The 17,942-nt window shown below is 32.5% G+C and carries 13 protein-coding genes; all 13 read left to right on the forward strand.

Translation table 11 applies throughout. The annotated features are described in order from the left end of the window. The 13 genes from uvrC (at position 1) to D4Z93_RS02180 (ending at position 17,894) form a co-directional block, all read left to right on the forward strand. Entirely contained in the window at positions 1–1,854 is a 1,854-nt protein-coding gene (gene uvrC, locus D4Z93_RS02120; RefSeq protein WP_119970109.1) for an excinuclease ABC subunit UvrC, read from the forward strand. A 118-nt stretch (positions 1,855–1,972) separates the two neighbouring features. Further along, positions 1,973–2,899 carry a UDP-N-acetylmuramate dehydrogenase gene (murB, locus tag D4Z93_RS02125; RefSeq protein ID WP_119970110.1) on the forward strand — a complete coding sequence of 309 codons (927 nt, stop codon included), beginning with the start codon at positions 1,973–1,975 and terminating at the stop codon, positions 2,897–2,899. Positions 2,900–3,113: 214 nt separating this feature from the next. Beyond that, on the forward strand, positions 3,114–3,998 hold the full coding sequence (gene rapZ / locus D4Z93_RS02130) for an RNase adapter RapZ (protein ID WP_119970111.1): 885 nt from the start codon (positions 3,114–3,116) through the stop codon (positions 3,996–3,998). Then, entirely contained in the window at positions 3,995–5,326 is a 1,332-nt protein-coding gene (locus D4Z93_RS02135) for a gluconeogenesis factor YvcK family protein (protein WP_119970112.1), read from the forward strand. Before rapZ ends, D4Z93_RS02135 begins: the two co-directional genes overlap by 4 nt. A 12-nt stretch (positions 5,327–5,338) precedes the next feature. Continuing rightward, a complete protein-coding gene (whiA, locus tag D4Z93_RS02140; protein ID WP_119970113.1) occupies positions 5,339–6,292 on the forward strand; it encodes a DNA-binding protein WhiA in 954 nt (317 codons plus the stop codon). 9 nt (positions 6,293–6,301) lie between these two features. After that, a complete protein-coding gene (locus D4Z93_RS02145) occupies positions 6,302–7,600 on the forward strand; it encodes a DRTGG domain-containing protein (protein WP_119970114.1) in 1,299 nt (432 codons plus the stop codon). A gap of 486 nt (positions 7,601–8,086) precedes the next feature. Beyond that, positions 8,087–10,138, forward strand: coding sequence for a sigma-54 interaction domain-containing protein (locus D4Z93_RS02150; RefSeq protein WP_119970115.1), 2,052 nt, complete (start codon positions 8,087–8,089; stop codon positions 10,136–10,138). A gap of 574 nt (positions 10,139–10,712) precedes the next feature. Further along, complete coding sequence (locus D4Z93_RS02155) at positions 10,713–11,618, forward strand: bifunctional enoyl-CoA hydratase/phosphate acetyltransferase (RefSeq protein WP_119970116.1); 906 nt, start codon at positions 10,713–10,715, stop codon at positions 11,616–11,618. A gap of 64 nt (positions 11,619–11,682) precedes the next feature. Next, positions 11,683–13,467, forward strand: coding sequence for an indolepyruvate ferredoxin oxidoreductase subunit alpha (gene iorA, locus D4Z93_RS02160; protein ID WP_119970117.1), 1,785 nt, complete (start codon positions 11,683–11,685; stop codon positions 13,465–13,467). A 1-nt stretch (position 13,468) separates the two neighbouring features. Continuing rightward, positions 13,469–14,038: an indolepyruvate oxidoreductase subunit beta gene (locus tag D4Z93_RS02165; RefSeq protein ID WP_119970118.1), complete on the forward strand. Its 570-nt coding sequence runs from the start codon at positions 13,469–13,471 to the stop codon at positions 14,036–14,038. 69 nt (positions 14,039–14,107) lie between these two features. Beyond that, entirely contained in the window at positions 14,108–15,175 is a 1,068-nt protein-coding gene (buk, locus tag D4Z93_RS02170) for a butyrate kinase (RefSeq protein ID WP_119970119.1), read from the forward strand. Between the two features lie 9 nt (positions 15,176–15,184). Further along, positions 15,185–16,381: a pyridoxal phosphate-dependent aminotransferase gene (locus tag D4Z93_RS02175; RefSeq protein ID WP_119974194.1), complete on the forward strand. Its 1,197-nt coding sequence runs from the start codon at positions 15,185–15,187 to the stop codon at positions 16,379–16,381. A 169-nt stretch (positions 16,382–16,550) separates the two neighbouring features. Next, positions 16,551–17,894 (forward strand): amino acid permease, encoded by a 1,344-nt coding sequence (locus D4Z93_RS02180; protein ID WP_119970120.1) that lies wholly within the window; start codon positions 16,551–16,553, stop codon positions 17,892–17,894. Positions 17,895–17,942: the final 48 nt, after the last annotated feature.

The raw sequence follows: 17,942 nt of genomic DNA on the forward strand, positions 1-17,942 counted from the left end.
GTGTTCGATTTTAAATATCAATTAAAAATGCTGCCTGAAAAACCGGGTGTTTATATAATGAGAAATAATCTTAATGAGGTTATATATGTTGGAAAAGCTAAAATATTAAAAAATAGAGTTAGGCAATATTTTAGACATTCGAAGAATCATTCAAAGAAAGTTAAGGCAATGGTGAGCAATATAGCTGAATTTGAATATATAGTAACTGATTCTGAAATAGAGGCTTTGATTCTGGAGTGTAATCTTATAAAAAAATACAGGCCTAGGTATAATATTTTATTGAAGGATGATAAGCACTATCCATTTATAAAGGTAACTGTTAACGAAGATTTTCCACGAATATTTGTAACAAGAATACTTGCGAAGGATGGATCAAAGTATTTTGGGCCATATACAGATGTTTCAGCCGTATATGAAACTATGGAATTATTAAAAAAAATTTTCCCTATAAGAACGTGTAAAAAATTTATAAAGGAAAATGGGGATAAGATAAGACCATGTTTAAACTATCAGATGGGACTATGTAAGGCTCCTTGTTCTGGATATATAAGTAAAGCAGAGTATCAGGATATAGTTAAAGGCATAATTGACTTACTATCTGGAAGAGATGATTTTATAATAAAAAAGCTCAAAAATGATATGGAAAGGGCATCAGAAGATTTAGAATTTGAAAAAGCGGCAAGAATTAGAGATAGGATATTTGCTGTTCAGAAGGTTGTTGAAAAACAAAAGATAATAACGGGTAATTTTGAAGATGAAGATTTCATAAATATGTATTGTGATGATAAAGATACGTGTGTTCAGGTTTTTTTCCTTCGAGGAGGAAAAATAGTGGGCAGAGAGCATTTTATAATAGAAGATAGTGCAGATGATGAAAAATCTCAAGTTATGGCAGATTTTATAAAGGAATTTTACGGGGGAACTGCATTTGTACCAAAATACATATTTTTACCATTTGTTTATGATAGAGAGCTTCTTGAAGAATGGCTTTCAATGAAGAGAGGATCCAAAGTGCTTATAAAGATACCTAAGAAAGGTGAAAAAAAGGATACTTTAAATTTAGTTGAAGAAAATGCGGGGATTACTCTCAAGCATTTCAAAATTAAAATTATAAGAGATAAGAAGCTTTATGAGTCAGTATTAAAGGATCTTAAAGAAGTTTTGAATCTTGACTTAATTCCAGAGAGAATAGAAGCCTATGATATATCCGACATACAGGGAGTAGATTCAGTTGGAAGTATGGTCGTATTCGAAAATGGAAAGCCAAAAAACAGTGATTATAGAAGATTCAAAATAAATACTGTAAAGGGTGCTAATGATTATGACAGCATGAAAGAAATTTTGACAAGAAGATTTAAACATGGATTTGATGAAATAAAAGGTATACAACAGAGAAAACTCAATTTTGCATCCGGGAAGTTTTGTGTTTTTCCGGACTTAATAATGATGGATGGCGGGAGAGGCCAAATTAATATTGCATTAGATGTTTTAAGGAAATTTGATTTAGATATACCTGTTTGTGGTATGGTTAAGGATGAAAATCATAATACTAGAGGTCTTATATATAACAACATTGAGTTAGATGTTAATTCAAAGTTGATTAAGTTCATAGCTCGTGTGCAGGATGAAGTGCACAGATTTGCAATAACTTATCACAGAAGTTTAAGAAAGAAACGAGTACTTCATTCTATATTAGATGATATACCTAATGTAGGTGATAAGAGGAGGAAGGAGCTTTTAAAACACTTTGGAAGCATAGAAAATATAAAGTTAGCAACTTACGAGGAGCTTATAAATGTTCCTTCGATAGATAAAAGAGCAGCTGATAGTATAATACAGTATTTTAAAAGTTAAAAGTGATAACCATATTTGTTTTAAGAATAGGGAAAGTTAATTGATGTTAATCTTGATTAAGCCTATTACATACATTATACTAAATATGGATAAATTTTAAGTTTGAGGAGATTATGTCATGGATGAATTTAGAGATATCAGCAGAAATTTGTATAGTATATTGGAAAGAGAAGATATAAAGATAGATGAACCTATGAAGAACCATACTTCATTTAAAGTAGGGGGTCCTGTAGATGTATTAGTTACTCCAGTAAGTTTTGAGCAAGTTATAAGTGTAGTTAAATTATGTAATTTAAGTAATATTCCATATTATATAATAGGAAATGGTTCTAATTTATTGGTAAAAGATGGTGGAATAAGAGGAATAGTTATAAAGCTTTGTAAATTAAATAAAATATCTGTTTTAGAAAATAAGGTCACGGTTCAAGGAGGAGCAACTCTGAAGGATGTATGCAAAGTTGCCCTTGATAACAGTTTGACGGGTCTGGAGTTTGCATGTGGAATTCCTGGAAGTGTAGGCGGAGCTGTTACTATGAATGCAGGAGCTTATAATGGGGAAATATCTCAGGTTGTAGAAAGTGCAAAGGTAATAGATAAAGAGGGCAATGTAAAATTGCTTGATAAGAAAAATTTAGCACTTGGATACAGAATGAGTTCTATATTAAAATATGGGTATACGGTGCTTGAAGTTACTTTCTCATTAGAAAAAGGTGACTATAATCATATAAAAAATAGGATAGATGAGTTAAATACTAGAAGAAGTGATAAACAACCTCTTGAATATCCATCTGCCGGAAGTACTTTTAAGAGACCGGAGGGACATTTTGCAGCTAAACTTATAGAAGACACTGGACTTAAGGGATTAAGTGTTGGAGATGCAGAGGTATCTAAGAAACATTCTGGTTTTGTGATAAACAAAGGAAATGCAACTGCAAAGGATATATTGGATTTAATAAGGCTTATACAACAGAAGGTAAAAGAAAAGTTTGATGTCGACCTTTATACTGAAGTAAGAATAATAGGTGAGGAAAGGGCAAGTAAATAATATATATGTTTTTTATTGATATGGAGGATCTAAAATACTTTAAGGTATTAGGTTCTCCATATTCTCTGCCATATTTCTTATTGCAATATGTTATGGTATAATAAGAAATAAAATTTGATTAAAAAATTTTTCTGTGATTGTAGTGTATGTAGTTGCTGTTTAAATAAAATTTAAGATAAGCAGGCATAATAATTTTATTACTGGAGGTTTAGTTATGAGATTTGTCATAGTAACAGGTTTATCAGGTGCTGGAAAAACTCAGGCAATACGAAACCTAGAGGATTTAGGATATTTCTGTGTAGATAATCTTCCGCCTACATTAATACCTAAATTTGCGGAAGCTTGTTATCAAACTGATGGCAGAATAGATAAAATAGCATTAGTTATAGATATAAGGGGCGGAAAGTTTTTTGATGATTTATTTGAAAGTCTAAATTATTTAAAAGATGAAGGATATAAATATGAGATTTTATTTTTAGATGCCTCAGATGAGGTGCTTGTAAAGCGCTTTAAAGAATCTAGAAGAAAGCATCCTCTGGCACCAGATGGGAGAATATTAAATGGCATATCAATGGAGAGGAATAGATTAAGAGAAGTAAAGAACAGATCAAATAATATTATTGATACTTCTAAACTTGCAACGCGTGAGCTTAGAGAGGAAATAACGAGAATCTATTCTGAAGAGGGGCAGATTGAAAATGAATTAATGGTCACTGTAGTGTCATTTGGATTTAAATATGGAATACCTGTAGATTCAGATTTAGTATTCGATGTCAGATTTTTACCTAATCCATATTATATACCTGAATTAAAGAGGTTTTCTGGAAAAGATGAACCTGTAAATAAATATGTAATGGACTTTGATGAAACTAAAAAATTTATATCTAAGTTATATGATATGTTGGATTTTTTGATTCCCCATTACCTGAAAGAAGGTAAGAGACAGCTTATTGTGTCAATTGGATGTACCGGAGGAAGACATCGTTCTGTTGTTATCGCTAACAGAATTTATTCTAAACTTAAATCTCATGGATATAAAGTAAATATAGATCATAGAGATATCGAAGAGGATGTCAATAAAGGTGGTAAAAAACTATGAAAATAGTAGACTGGTTTAGGCCCGGGATAAAAGTTAAAAGGTGGATTGTACTTGGTGCTATGGGTATACTGTTTATAATATTTGGTGTAATTGAATTTATAAATAGAAGATTTTATAGCATATATTATATATCATTTTATATATTCTTGATGCTGACAGGAGTGTTTGTGCTTTATATTTCAATAACACAAGGCATGCGCTCGATAATAGCTTTAATTAATAAAGGATATTTAAATGTGTCTATTGATTCTAAAAAACTTGAAAGTTTGATATATGAAAAGAGACTTCTTGTAAAAGGACCTAAAATTGTCGTAATTGGTGGAGGAACAGGGTTATCCACTATGCTTAGAGGACTAAAATATTATACATCTAATATAACTGCTATAGTTACTGTTGCGGATGATGGAGGAGGTTCTGGAGATTTGAGAGAGGATCTTGGGATGCTGCCTCCAGGTGATATAAGAAATTGTATACTTGCGCTTGCGGATACAGAGCCTTTAATGGAAGAACTTCTTCAATATAGATTTAAGGATGGAAAACTTAAAAATCAGAGTTTTGGGAATCTATTTTTGGCTGCTATGGATGGAATTTCAAGTAATTTTGAGGAAGCTGTCCATAAGGTGAGCTCTGTTTTGGCTGTAACAGGAAAAGTAATACCAGTCACACTGGATAATGTAGTATTAAAAGCAAAATTAAAAAATGGAATGATAGTAGAAGGAGAATCAAATATTCCAAAGGCTGTTATTGAAAATAAAAGTTCGATTGAAAAAGTTTTTATAGATCCACCTAATGCCAGAGCATTAGATGAAGCAGTTCAAGCCATAATGGAAGCTGACGCCATAATACTTGGCCCTGGAAGTTTATATACAAGCGTTATTCCTAACATAATGGTCAGAGATATAGCAAATAGTTTAAAAAGAACTCAGGCGGTAAAATTATATGTTTCGAATATAATGACGCAGAATGGTGAGACAGATGGATATACTGTTGGAGATCATATCAAGGCAATATTTAATCATATTGGAGAAAACGTACTTGATTATGTAGTTGTAAATGTTGGAAATATTGATTCCAATTTGAGTCATAAATATAAACAGGGAGAATCTCATCTTGTAAAAATAGATGAAGAAGAAATAAAAAAATTAAATGTTGAAATAATCAAAGGTAATTTTATAACAAATAAACATGGACTTGTAAGACATAATTCAGAAAAACTGGCATCTATTTTAATAGAAACAATAATGGATAAAAAGCTTTTATTTGACAGAAAGAAAATTATTGAATACTTCTATTTATCAGAAAGATTAAAACAAAATAAAAGTAAATAGGGGGAATAAACTATGTCATTCTCACTTAAGGTAAAAAATGAAGTTTGTAGGCATTCAGATATGAGTAAGATGGAAGCTATATCAGAATTATCTGCTATAATGAAGGTTAGTGGTACTTTAATGCTTGGAGGAAATAAACAATTCAGTTTTAAAGTAATGACTGAAAATCCAGCTATTGCGAGATTTATATTTACGCTTTTAAAGAAACATTTTGATATACATACACGGATAATGGTAAAAAAAAGCAATTCTCTCAAAAAAAACAATCTTTATATGGTTTACATAACTGAGGAAATGGGCGTAAAAGATCTGCTCAAAAAAGTTGGACTTTTAAAGGAAGAAAATAGTATTTTTGCACTTGATTATAGTATTCCTAAAGATGTTATAAGTGATGAAAAAAGCAGAAGGGCGTACATAAGGGGAGCTTTTTTAGGTGGTGGAAGTGTGAGTAATCCTGAAAAAACATACCATCTTGAATTTGTAACACATGATAATGATTATGCAAAAGATCTGAGTAAACTCATAAATGGATATGACTTGAATTCAAAGGTTATAAAGAGAAAAAACAGTTATATTGTGTATTTAAAAGAAGGTGAACAGATAGTCGATCTTTTAAATATAATAGGCGCTCATGCAGCACTTTTGAAGCTTGAGAATGTAAGAATAATGAAAGAAATGAGAAATAATGTTAATAGACTTGTGAATTGTGAGACTGCAAATCTAAGTAAGACTGTAAATGCTGCAGTTAGACAGGTTGAAAGTATAAGGATAATACAAAGGGAAATAGGACTAAATAGATTGCCAAAAAATTTAAGGGATATAGCAGAGCTAAGATTGAATTACCCTGATGAATCTTTAAAGGAATTGGGAGAAATGTTAAATCCACCTGTTGGTAAGTCAGGTGCAAATCACAGACTTAGAAGGATAGAAAAGATTGCAGAGGAACTTAAGAAGGAAGGAAGGTAAAAAGTAATTGTGTCAAAGCATGAAGATATAATTAAATACATACTTTCGCTTGACGTTGGTACTAAAATTTCGGTTAGGGGTATAGCCAATGGTTTAGGGGTTAGCGATGGAACAGCGTATAGAGCTATAAAGGATTCGGATACTCTTGGGATAGTTACTACAATTCCAAGAGTTGGAACGGTAAGGATAGAAAAAGTAGAAAAGAAGAATATTGAAGTTTTAACATATGGACAGGTAATAAATATAGTTGATGGCACACTGCTTGGTGGCAAGGACGGTGTTTATAAAACGCTTCATAATTTTGTAATAGGAGCGATGACTATAGATGCAATGGTAAAATATATAAATCCAAATTGTCTTTTAATAACTGGAAATAGAGAAGAGACACACAGACTTGGTCTTATGAATGAATGTGGCGTCTTAATAACTGGTGGATTCGGTTGTAGTGATGAAATCAAGAGGCTCGCCAATGAGAAATGTTTGCCTATAATATCTACGAGTTATGACACATTTACTGTTGCAAGTCTTATAAATCGTGCTATTTCCGAAAATCTTATAAAAAAGGATATTGTTTTAATAGAAGATATTATGATAAGTGAGCCTAGTTCACTTAATGTAAATAATACTATCAGTGATTGGAAGGAATTAATAAAATATACTCAACATCAGAGGTATCCTGTTGTAGATGATGAGAATAAAGTGGTTGGTATGGTTACATTAAAGGAGTTATCTGATAATGATGATGAACGTTTAGGTAATATAATGGAAAAGGATTTTCTAACGCTAACTCCAAAGACTACTGTTGCATATGCTGCACATATAATGACATGGGAAGGTATAGAGATGTTTCCGGTTGTAAATGGAAAGGAACTAATTGGTGTAGTAACGAGAAGGGATGTTATAAGAGCACTTCAATATATGAGCAGACAGCCCCAGTCAGCTGAAACCTTAGAAGATTTGGTACTTAAAAATTTTGAATTCAGACATGATGGAGATAAATCGTATTTTCTAGGAAAGATAACGGCGGAAATGCTTGACCCTATAGGGATCGCGTCATGGAGTTCTCTTAATATGCTTGTGTCCACTATGGGCATAATGACGCTTAGACAAAAAAACAATATAAATGTGTTTGTGGATAGTATAAATACATATTTTATGAAAGCAGTCCAAATAGATACTGTTATAGAGATATACACTGATATAATAGATTTAGGAAGAAATGCTTGTAAAGTTCAAATAGATATGTATGATGATAAAAAGGAAATCATATCAAAGACATTTTTATCAGCAAACGTACTTAAAGAATAAGTGAGTTTTTTGTACCAAAAATCCAGCAAAAAGTTTGCTTTTGCTGGATTTATATTTTTTGCACTGCATATCCCCTTTGTCTATAGGGTTTGTAATTCTAGGCTTAAGTTATACGTAAGCTTTCATTTCCAAAATACGTCACGTAAAAAATTTCTAGTAAGTCTAAGTTCGTATTTATAAAAATCTAAGCAGATTTTATAAACTCGCAGGCTCAAACATATAAAATCTACTAAGATTTTCAAAAATACTTCACCAGGACTTACTACAAAATTTTTTAATGTGCCTACATTTTGGAAGTGTCAGCTTACGTATAACTTAAACCTGGAATTACAAACCTTATAAAATATTTTATACTCTTTACTATAATGATATAATTTACATGTTGAGCAAAAATGATTTAATTACAAAAAAGTAATAAGGTGGTTATATACAAAACTTGAAACCAGTGTTATTTGCTTAAAAAGTTATATGGGGATGTGGGTGTAAATGAAAAAAAAGTTGGTTATTATAGGTTATAGTGCATTAACAAATGGTATATATCGTGAACAAATCACCAGTTTATTTTCAGATGCCATAATTGTAGATGAATTTTGTGTTGATGATGAAAAGATCAGGCAGGGTTTAAATGCAGATCTGGTATTAGTTCAATCTTATTACATCTTTAAAAGGATCAGGCAGTATGTTCAAGAGAAGAGTAAAATTATAGTAGCAAATAGAACAATATCCAAAGCCGGATTAGAAGAAATTATGAAAATTCCGAAAGGTACGAAGTTAATGCTTGTAGATGAAGATGCGGAAATGGCTACACAAATGGTTTCAGTAATATATCGATTAGGAGTAAGGCATATAGAATTAACGGCATTTTATTCGGGAAGTAATAGTTCATCTGAAGGAAAAAATTTAATTATGCTTGGAGAATCGAAATATATTCCCAGGTCTCCAACGAAAATTATTAATATTGGAAGCAGTCTTCTGGATATTAGTACAATAATGGATATAGCATCGGTGTTAGGATTGGTTCATATCTTAGAAAGTCAAAATATTCAAAAAAGCTACAAGGAAATTGTTACAACAAACTTTGGATTATCGGGTTTAATTGGAGAAACTAATTTATTTGAAAAAGAATTAGATATTTTACTCCAGGTTTTAGAAGATGGTATTATAGGGGTAAATTATAAAGGATTAATATGTACATATAATGAAGGAGCAGAAAAAATTATAGGGTATAGAAAGCGGGATATCATATATAAATATGGATTAGATATATTAGGAAAGATTCCTTTTAAGTATGTACTTGAAAATTCACAATCAGTTAAAGAAAAATTGATAAAAATAAATGGTTATGATGTTGTTACTTCAGTTCACCCAATAATTCATTCTAATAGATTATATGGAGCAGTTGCTATTATAAAGAAATTTAGCGATATAGAGAAAAAACAGCATCAATTGAGGTCGCAGCTTATTAGTAAGGGACATAGAGCTAAATATAGATTTCAGGATATATTAGGCAAAAGTGAAGCAATAAAAAAATGTAAAAGTAATGCTATAAAAATGGCAAAATCCAATGCTACAGTTTTAATAACCGGAGAGAGTGGAACGGGGAAAGAATTATTCGCCCAGGCAATACATAATAGATCAAAAAGAAAAGATTATCAATTTGTAGCGATTAATTGTGGAGCTCTGCCAGAAAGTCTTTTAGAAAGTGAACTTTTTGGGTATGAAGAAGGTGCATTTACAGGTGCGCGAAAAGGGGGAAAACTAGGCCTTTTTGAACTGGCACATAAAGGTACTTTATTTTTAGATGAGATTGGAGAAATGTCAAAGAATATTCAAATGAAACTTTTGAGGGTTCTGCAGGAAAGACAAGTTATGAGAATAGGTGGAGATAGATTAATAGATATAGATATTAGATTGATAGCTGCTACAAACAGGAATTTGAATGATATGGTTATTAAAGGAGATTTCCGGGAAGATTTATTTTATAGATTGAATATACTCAGATTAAAGATACCAAATTTAAATTCCAGACGGGAAGATATATTTTTTCTTATTAATCACTTTAAGGATGAATTTAATGGAAAATTTGAAATAGATGAAGCTGCTAAAAATGCACTTTTGAATCATAATTGGAGAGGAAATGTAAGGGAATTAAAAAACTATGTTGAATATATAATAAGTCTCGAGATAGAAAAGGTTTACACTAAGGATCTGCCATTCCAGGATGAAGAGGTATCAGGAAAAAACATACCATATCAGGAAAAGGTTCTAATGGATGAATTTATAGATATGGCAGACAGAAATATAAAAAAATATATTTTTGTTTTGAAGGAACTGGAGAAGGCATTTAGAGTAAATAGGAGAGTAGGAAGAAGGAGTATTTTTCAAAAAGCTAAAAAGGAAGGTATTTTTATTAGTGAACAAGAAGTAAGAAGTATTTTAGTTAATTTAGAAAAGTATCAGATGGTAGAGATATTTAAAGGAAGAACAGGCACAGTAATTACTGAATACGGAAAAAAGTTACTTCTATATTTAAAATAACACATGGGGTTTATACGTGTAAACTTAACTTAGCCCTTAGCCGGGATTTCTAAAATTAAAGCACATTAAAAAATTTTGTAGTAAGTCTTAGCGAAGCGTTCTTAAAAATCTTAGTGGATTTTATATGTTTGAACAAAGTGAGTTTATAAAATCTGCTTAGATTTTTATGAACACAAGCTTAGACTTACTAGAAATTTTTTACGTGACGTATTTTGGAAACCCCGGCTAAGGGCTAAGTTAAGTTTCTACTTGTAAACCCTATAGTTGTGGTGCAAAAGCTCTGTAAAAGGGTTAATAGGTATTTAAGGTATGCCCTATTAACCCTTTTACAGAGCTTTTTTTGATATCAGAGCGCAGTAAATTTGGATTTGTGAATTAATTTGTATTTTGGGAAATGTATAAAAATATAGAATGATCTCAATATTATTCAAAGGGAAGATGTGTATATATTTCCCCAAATATCGATTAAATTTTGAATTAACAATTTTATAATCTTCGAATTGGCACACTATTTGCTCAATATAAATAATGGCTAATATGTGGTATTTTATATAATACTCAAAGGAGGATAGAGATGATATTCAAAAGTTTTGAGGATTTAATTAAACATGTTCAAAATAATAAATCAAGGAAAAGAGTAGCAGTAGTTGCAGCGCAGGATGAGCATACCTTAAAGGCTGTATTTAAAGCAAAACAAAATAATATTGTTGATCCCATATTAATAGGAAATATGGCAAAAATAAAAGAAATTCTAAGAGATATAAAAGAGGAGCCAGATGATAGTGTAATTGTGGAGGTAGAAAATGATGCTGCTGCAGCAGAGAAAGCAGTAGAATTTGTACATCATAATAAGGCAGATTTTATTATGAAGGGGAAAATACAAACTGCAGATATTTTAAAGGCAGTAGTAAACAAAGAAAAAGGGCTTGGAATAGGAAATGTTATGTCACATTTTGTCTTTAATGAAGTACCTAACTATCATAAGCTACTAGTAACTACAGATGGTGGAATGATGATGTACCCGAATTTAGATGAAAAAAGACAAATCATTGAAAATACTGTTAATACACTCCTTACTATGGGATATGAAAATCCTAAGGTTGCTGTTTTAGCTGCCGTTGAAAAAGTTAATATTAAGATGCCTGAGTCCGTTCAAGCAGATCTATTAAAGAAAATGAATCAAAAAGGAGAAATCCAAAATTGTACCGTTGAAGGACCTATTTCATATGATTTGGCTGTCAGTAAAAAATCAGCTGAATTAAAAGGTTACGTAAGTCCTGTGGCGGGAGATGCGGATATTCTGATTGCCCCTAATATTACAGCAGGAAATATATTGGGGAAATGTTTGCTGTGCTCTGCAGATGCCAAAATGGCGGGATTTATTGTTGGGGCTAAAGTTCCTATTGTTTTAACGTCAAGAGGGTCATCGGCTGAGGAAAAGTATTTATCTTTAGTATTATCTGCTTCAGCTGTTAAATAATTAATTGAATACTTAAATTTAAAGATTTTATCACAATGAATAATAAATAAAGGAGAAGGGAAATATGAAAAAGCTTTTAACAGGAAATGAATCTATTGCACGTGGTGCTTGGGAAGCAGGAGTAAGGTTTGCATCTGCATATCCGGGAACACCAAGTACGGAAATATTGGAAAATGTTGCATTGTATAAGGATGATATTTTGGCAGAATGGGCTCCAAATGAAAAAGTTGCCTTAGAATCTACGATTGGAGCATCTTATGCAGGTGCCAGAGCCATGGCTTCAATGAAGCATGTTGGACTTAATGTTGCCGCAGATCCGCTTTTTACTTCGTCATATACAGGAGTTAATGGAGGACTTGTTGTGGTTACAGCAGATGAACCAGGAATGCATTCATCTCAAAATGAACAGGATAATAGAAATTATGCTAAAGCTGCAAAATTACCGATGTTTGAACCATCAGACAGCCAGGAAGCAAAGGACATGCTTAAGGAAGCTTTTGAATTAAGTGAAAAATATAAAACACCAGTACTTTGTAGGCTTACCACCAGGCTTTGCCATTCTAAAGGCATAGTTGAGTGTGATGACAGAAAGGAAGTTCCAATAAGGGAGTATGTTAAAGATGCAGAGAAACACGTTCCAGTTCCTGCATTTACAGGAAAAATGAGAATAAGAGTAGAAGAAAGGCAAAAAAATTTGGAGGAGTTTTCAAATAACACACCTTTAAATTATATAGAAATGCATGATACTAAGATAGGTATAGTTACATCAGGATGCTGTTTTGCATTTGCAAAAGAGGTTTTTGCAGACAATGCATCCTATCTAAAGTTGGGATTTACAAATCCATATCCAGATAAATTGATGAAAGAATTTGCATCAAAAGTAGACAAGATTTATGTAATTGAAGAAAACGATTCCATAATTGAAAATGAGTTAAAAATGCTTGGAATAGAATGTCATGGCAAAGATACATTCCCGTTTCATAACGAACTTACCCCGGATGTAATAAGAAAATCGATTTATGGTAAATACAATGAAACAATAGAATATGATGAGAGTAGAGTGGTTCCAAGACCGCCAAGTCTTTGCTCAGGATGTCCTCACAGAGGTTTCTTCTATGAAGTTGGCAAGAGAAAGGATGCTGTTATATCAGGAGATATAGGATGTTATGCATTAGGCGTTTCCGAGCCATATAATGCTACAGATTTTTCACTGTGCATGGGCGCAAGTTTTAGTATGGGTCATGGAGCACAGCAAGTATTTAATATGAAGAAGGACAATGATAAAAGAATTGTAGCGGTACTTGGGGATTCTACCTTCTTTCATACAGGAATAAATTCACTTATAGATGTTGTATACAATAAAGGTAATTCCATAAATGTAATTTTAGATAATAGAATCACTGGAATGACAGGACATCAGCAGAATCCTGGAACAGGATATACACTTCAGGGTTTAGAAACAGAAATTATTGATATAGAAACGCTGGTAAAGGCTTGTGGAATTAAAAATGTAAGGGTAATAAATCCAAATAATTTAAAGGAAGTAAGAGAAACTTTAGACTGGGCTTTTAATCTTGATGAGGCATCAGTAATTATAACAAGATGGCCATGTGTACTGAAAAAGTTATCCAAAGAGGATAAAGAAGAATTTAATGAGGTATTTAAAGATAAATGTAAAGTAGATAAAGAAAAGTGTATAGGATGCAGAAGTTGTATACGCACTGGCTGCCCATCATTATCTTTTGATAAGGCTCAAAAGAAAGCATCAATTGATGCTTCATCATGTGTTGGATGTGAAGTATGCAAGCAAGTATGCCCTGTAAATGCAATTGAAAAGGAGGCAAAATAATATGACTAAAAGTATATTGTTAGTTGGAGTAGGTGGACAAGGTACAATTCTTGCCAGCAAGATTTTGACTACTGGTTTAATGCAAGAGGGTTATGATGTAAAGATGAGCGAAATACATGGAATGTCCCAAAGAGGGGGTTCTGTTTCATCACAGGTAAGATACGGAGAAAAGGTTGAATCACCGGTTATAGAGATTGGCGGAGCAGATATATTAGTATCATTTGAAAAAATGGAGGCATTAAGGTGGCTTAAATACTTAAAACCGGAAGGAAAGATAGTAGTCAATGACTGCCGAATGGATTCAATGCCTATTATTGGCGGAAAGGCAGACTATCCGGAAGGAATAGTAGAAGAACTTAAAAGTAAAGTTCCTACAACTGTTATAGATGCAGATGGAGAGGCTGATAAGCTTGGCAATACTAAGGTAGCTAATATTATATTGTTGGGAGCACTAGTTAAGAAAATGGGACTCGAAGACATAGATTGGAAAAAGATTATAAGTGAAAATGTAAAAGAAAAGTTTATTGATTTAAATATTAAGGCGTTTAATATCGGATTAAACCTAGCATAAAGTACTTCAATAAATTACATGAGAGAGGAGTGTAGCTGCATATATCAGGATATATGCAGCTAGGTAAAGATGGGTTATAAAATACTAGTAATCAATCCGGGTTCTACTTCTACAAAGATAGCTTTATATGAAAATGAGAAAGAATTATTTAATGTAACGCTGGAACATCCAATTGAGGAAATTGAAAAATACAATAAAATTGCGGATCAATTTGATATGAGAAAAAAAGTTGTTTTGTCCTTCTTAAAAGAAAAAGGGATTGAGATTAATAAATTGGATGCAGTTGTAGGAAGGGGCGGAATGCTTCCTAAGGTACAGTCAGGTGCCTATAAAGTTAATAAATTAATGATAAATAGACTAAGAAATAATCCTGTTGTTGAGCATGCTTCTAATCTGGGAGCACTGGTTGCCTATGAAATTGCAAATTCTATTGGAGTATTGGCCTATATATATGATTCAGTAAGGGTAGATGAGATGAATGATATAGCACGTATATCAGGTATGAGTGATATACCCCGCGAGAGTACAAGCCATGCGTTGAATTCAAGGGCAATGGCAATAAAGGCTGCAAAAAAGTATGGGAAAAAATATAAAGACATGAATTTTATTGTTGCCCATTTAGGTGGAGGAATATCATTAAGTGTTCATGAAAAAGGGAAAATGGTTGATGTAATGCCAGATGATGATGGACCATTTTCCCCTGAAAGAGCGGGTAAATTACAATGTAAGGCTCTTATAGATCTCTGTTATTCGGGAAAGTTTGATAAAGAAACCATGCAAAAAAAGCTCAGAGGAAATGGTGGATTAAAAGACTACCTTGGAACTAAAGATGCCAGGGAAGTTGAAAAAATGATTAAAAATGGAAATAAAAAGGCAAGGTTAGTGTATGAAGCTATGGCCTATCAAATTGCAAAGGGAATAGGTGAACTTGCGACAGTAGTAGAAGGTAAAGTGGATCTCATTATTATAACGGGAGGTATAGCCTATTCAAATATGCTGACAGACTGGATTAAAAAAAGGGTAGAGTTTATTGCACCAGTTGAAATTATGCCGGGAGAGAATGAAATGGAGTCCTTAGCTTTAGGTACTTTAAGAGTGCTTAAAGGAGAGGAAAATGCCAGAGAATATAAGGAGTGAGAGAGAATGATAGTATCAAAGGAAATGCATGAATTAGGAGCAAAACGATCTGTAATAAGAGAATTATTTGAATATGGAAAGCAGCAGGCTGCAGTTGTTGGAAAAGAAAATGTGTATGATTTTAGTATTGGAAATCCAACTATTCCAGCACCAAAATGTGTAGAAGAATCGATAATAGAATTGATAAAAACAGTTGATCCAGTCGAAATCCATGGTTATACTTCTGCACAAGGTGACTTTGAAGTCAGAAAAGGTTTAGCTGACTACATGAATGGTACATTTAATTGTAATCTTGGAGCAGAAAATTTTTATATGACATGCGGTGCAGCAGCGTCACTAACTATTACACTTAAGGCACTTACTGTAGATTCTACTGATGAATTTATTATTATTGCACCTTATTTTCCAGAGTATCAGGTATTTATAAAAAATGCGGGTGCAAAGGTTGTAGTGATACCGGCAGATACAAAAAGTTTCCAAATTCAGATGAATTTACTTGAAGAAAGTATTAATTCGCATACAAAGGGAATTATAATAAATTCTCCTAATAATCCATCTGGAGTTGTTTATTCGGAAAATACATTAAAATCTTTGGCAGATTTATTAAAAAAGAAATCTAAGGAGTATAATAAACCTTTGTATCTCATATCAGATGAACCCTATAGAGAAATTGTCTATGATGGTATAAAAGTACCATATGTCCCATCTTATTATGAGAATACAATTGTATGTTATTCATACAGCAAGTCACTTTCACTTCCTGGAGAAAGAATAGGATATATTTTAGTTCCTGACTGCGTGGAAAATGATCAGGATATATATACAGCTATATGTGGAGCAGGACGTTCTCTTGGATATGTATGTGCCCCAAGTTTATTCCAAAAGGTGATTTTAAAATGTATGGGAAAAACATCAGATATGGCTTTATATGATGATAACAGGAAGTTACTGTATGATGGACTTAGTAAAATGGGTTATCAATGCGTTAGACCGGATGGAGCATTTTATTTATTTGTAAAATCACTGGAAGGTGACTCTGTTAAATTTTCCGAAAATGCAAAAAAATATAATCTTCTTATTGTGCCGGCAGATGATTTTGGATGTCCGGGGTATGTAAGGGTATCCTATTGTGTTGATCCAGAAATGATAAAAAGATCTTTCGATGCATTTCAGAAATTAAAAGATTTATATAAGACAGAAAAGTAGTAATAGAAAAGTTTTTGTAATAACAAAAAAGTTTTTAACGAAGCCGAAAACTTTTATAGCATAAAGTACAAAGTTTTCGGCTATGTTTTTAAAAAATATTAAAAGGAGAGTTTAATATGGGGAAAAAACACAACACAAGAAAGCTAACCTGAAAAAAAGACATTTAAATATGATTGTACTTGGAAGTGCAATTGGAACCGGTATATTCATGGTTTCTTCAGAAACAATTCAAATGGCAGGACCTGCAGTTTTGTTATCTTATGCTATAGCCGGGTTTGCTGTATTTTTAATTTTGAGAATGCTTGGTGAAATGACAATAGAAAATCCGGATTCTGGTTCTTATTGTGCATATGCTGAAAAATATTGGGGCAAACTCCCGGGATTTATTGTCGGATGGAATTGGTGGTATACATGCATTGTCGTAAGTATGCTTGAACTCACAGCCTCCTGTGTTTTTATGGATTATTGGTTCCCGAATCTGCCACATTGGATTACAGTTTTTGTGTTTTTAGTAATTATTTATGCTATTAATATGATTAATGCAAATGCTTTTGGTGAGTTTGAATTCTGGCTCTCATGTATAAAAGTATTCTCAGTACTTTTAGTAATAGTTTTAGGTATTGCTGTTATTTTAGGAATTAAAGGCGGTAAAGCTATTGGATTCAGTAATCTTTGGGCCTATGGAGGTTTTTTCCCAAAGGGTGCCAAAGGTTTATTATTTGCTCTTTTATCAGCTGCATTTGCTTTTGGCGGAATTGAATCTGTAGGTACGACAGCCGGAGAAGCTGATGATATAGAGAAAACGCTTCCAGAGGCGATTAACAAGATATTTTGGTTAAGAGTTTTTATATTTTATATAGGTGCTATTGGAATTATAATAGCTATTTGGCCCTGGACTAAAATTGCACTGAATACCAGTCCGTTTGTTATGGCTATGGATGGATTGGGAATAAAAGCAGCGGCATTCATTATGAATATAGTTTGTATAACTGCTTGTCTTTCAGTTTTTAACTGCATGGTTTTTAGTAATCCGAGGATACTGTCAAGCCTTGCTGAAAGCGGAAGTGCACCTAAGTTTTTAACCAAAAAGAATGAAGCTGGTGTACCAACTACAGGTCTAAAAATAAATGCAGCTATAACTTTACTTGTAGTAGTTTTAAACTACTTTTTTGCAAATCTGTTTAACTATCTTGTGTCGATAGTACTTGTGTCGGAGATTATTACCTGGGGAGCAATTGCTATTACTAATATGCGTTTTCATAAGAAAATCGGAAAAGAAGCTTCCAGTAAATTAAAATTTAAGGTTCCATTCTATCCGCTTTCTAATTATTTTTGTCTGGCCTTTTTAGCTTTGTTATTGATTTTGATGACAATGGTACCGGGTTATAAAACTGGACTTATTGCCCTGCCAATATGGCTTTGTGTACTGATTGTAGGTTATGCATGCAAACAAATGTATTCTAATAAAAAGAAAAAAATAAGTTCGGACAATTTAAATAATTATTCTAAGTAACATTTTCAGATTACTTAATTTTATATTCTATACTCTTCGTTACAATGA

Origin of the sequence: Clostridium fermenticellae (genome assembly GCF_003600355.1) — a bacterium.
Lineage (GTDB): Bacteria > Bacillota > Clostridia > Clostridiales > Clostridiaceae > Clostridium_AV > Clostridium_AV fermenticellae.

Coding starts and splice junctions, on each gene's coding strand:
- murB (WP_119970110.1), top strand. CDS start 1,973: ATGGATGAATTTAGAGATATCAGCAGAAATTTGTATAGTATATTGGAA.
- rapZ (WP_119970111.1), top strand. CDS start 3,114: ATGAGATTTGTCATAGTAACAGGTTTATCAGGTGCTGGAAAAACTCAG.
- D4Z93_RS02135 (WP_119970112.1), top strand. CDS start 3,995: ATGAAAATAGTAGACTGGTTTAGGCCCGGGATAAAAGTTAAAAGGTGG.
- whiA (WP_119970113.1), top strand. CDS start 5,339: ATGTCATTCTCACTTAAGGTAAAAAATGAAGTTTGTAGGCATTCAGAT.
- D4Z93_RS02150 (WP_119970115.1), top strand. CDS start 8,087: ATGAAAAAAAAGTTGGTTATTATAGGTTATAGTGCATTAACAAATGGT.
- D4Z93_RS02155 (WP_119970116.1), top strand. CDS start 10,713: ATGATATTCAAAAGTTTTGAGGATTTAATTAAACATGTTCAAAATAAT.
- iorA (WP_119970117.1), top strand. CDS start 11,683: ATGAAAAAGCTTTTAACAGGAAATGAATCTATTGCACGTGGTGCTTGG.
- D4Z93_RS02165 (WP_119970118.1), top strand. CDS start 13,469: ATGACTAAAAGTATATTGTTAGTTGGAGTAGGTGGACAAGGTACAATT.
- buk (WP_119970119.1), top strand. CDS start 14,108: ATGGGTTATAAAATACTAGTAATCAATCCGGGTTCTACTTCTACAAAG.
- D4Z93_RS02180 (WP_119970120.1), top strand. CDS start 16,551: ATGATTGTACTTGGAAGTGCAATTGGAACCGGTATATTCATGGTTTCT.